At 35.9% G+C, this 1,266-nt stretch carries 1 protein-coding gene; it reads left to right on the forward strand.

Translation table 11 applies throughout. The features are described 5' to 3' along the window. Positions 1–1,266 (forward strand): Cna B-type domain-containing protein (locus CBF36_RS12135; protein ID WP_125958615.1); only part of this gene is annotated, 1,266 nt, incomplete at both ends.

Raw genomic sequence — 1,266 nt, forward strand, 5'->3', positions numbered from 1 at the left:
GAAAAAGATAATTGGAAATATGAATTTACTAATCTGCCAAAATACAATCAAGGTAAGTTAATTCGTTACACCGTGACTGAAAATACAGTGGAAGACTATTCCACAACAGTGAATGGTACAGACTTAACAAACCGCTATACACCAAGTAAAACAAGTGTGACAGTCACAAAACGATGGAATGATAACCAAAATCAAGACGGAATACGTCCGAATGCTATTAGTGTTCAGCTTTATGCAGATGGCAAAGAAAGTGGCAAACCAGTTGAATTAAATGATGGGAACGAATGGACATATACTTGGCAAGATTTAGCTGAAAAGGCAAATGGAACCACAATTAAATACACTGTTAAAGAAATCAATGAGGTATCAGGCTACGCAACAAATGTGCTAGATGATAACATTGGAAATATCATTATTACAAATACCCATGATCCAGAAATCACTGAAATTAAAGGTGAAAAACACTGGGATGATGCCAACAATCAAGATGGGAAACGCCCGACATCAATCGAAGTGAACTTGCTAGCTGATGGGAAAGTCATTGATACTAAAACGGTGACTGAAAAAGATAATTGGCAATACGACTTTACTAACCTACCTAAATATCATCAAGGTCAATTGATTAAATATACTGTGACTGAAAATACAGTGGAAGATTATTCCACAACAGTGAGTGGTGCTGATTTGACCAATCACTACACACCAGGAAAAACAAGTGTCACCGTGACAAAACGTTGGGAAGATAATCAAAATCAAGACGGATTACGACCAGAGGCTATTCAAGTTCAGCTTTATGCAGATGGCAAGGAAAGTGGTAATCCAGTTGAATTAAATGACAGTAATAAGTGGCAGTATACTTGGCAAGATTTAGCTGAAAAGGCAAATGGAACCACAATTAAATACACTGTTAAAGAAATCAATGAGGTATCAGGCTACACAACAAATGTGCTAGATGATAACATTGGAAATATCATTATTACAAATACCCATGATCCAGAAATCACTGAAATTAAAGGTGAAAAACACTGGGATGATGCCAATAATCAAGATGGTAAACGTCCAACTTCAATTGAAGTGAATTTACTAGCTGATGGGAAAATTATTGATACTAAAACAGTGACAGAAAAAGACAATTGGAAATATGAATTTACTAATCTGCCAAAATACAATCAAGGTAAGTTAATTCGTTACACCGTGACTGAAAATACAGTGGAAGACTATTCCACAACAGTGAATGGTACAGACTTAACAAACCGCTATACACCA

The organism is Vagococcus bubulae (assembly GCF_003950315.1).
GTDB classification, from domain to species: Bacteria; Bacillota; Bacilli; order Lactobacillales; family Vagococcaceae; genus Vagococcus; species Vagococcus bubulae.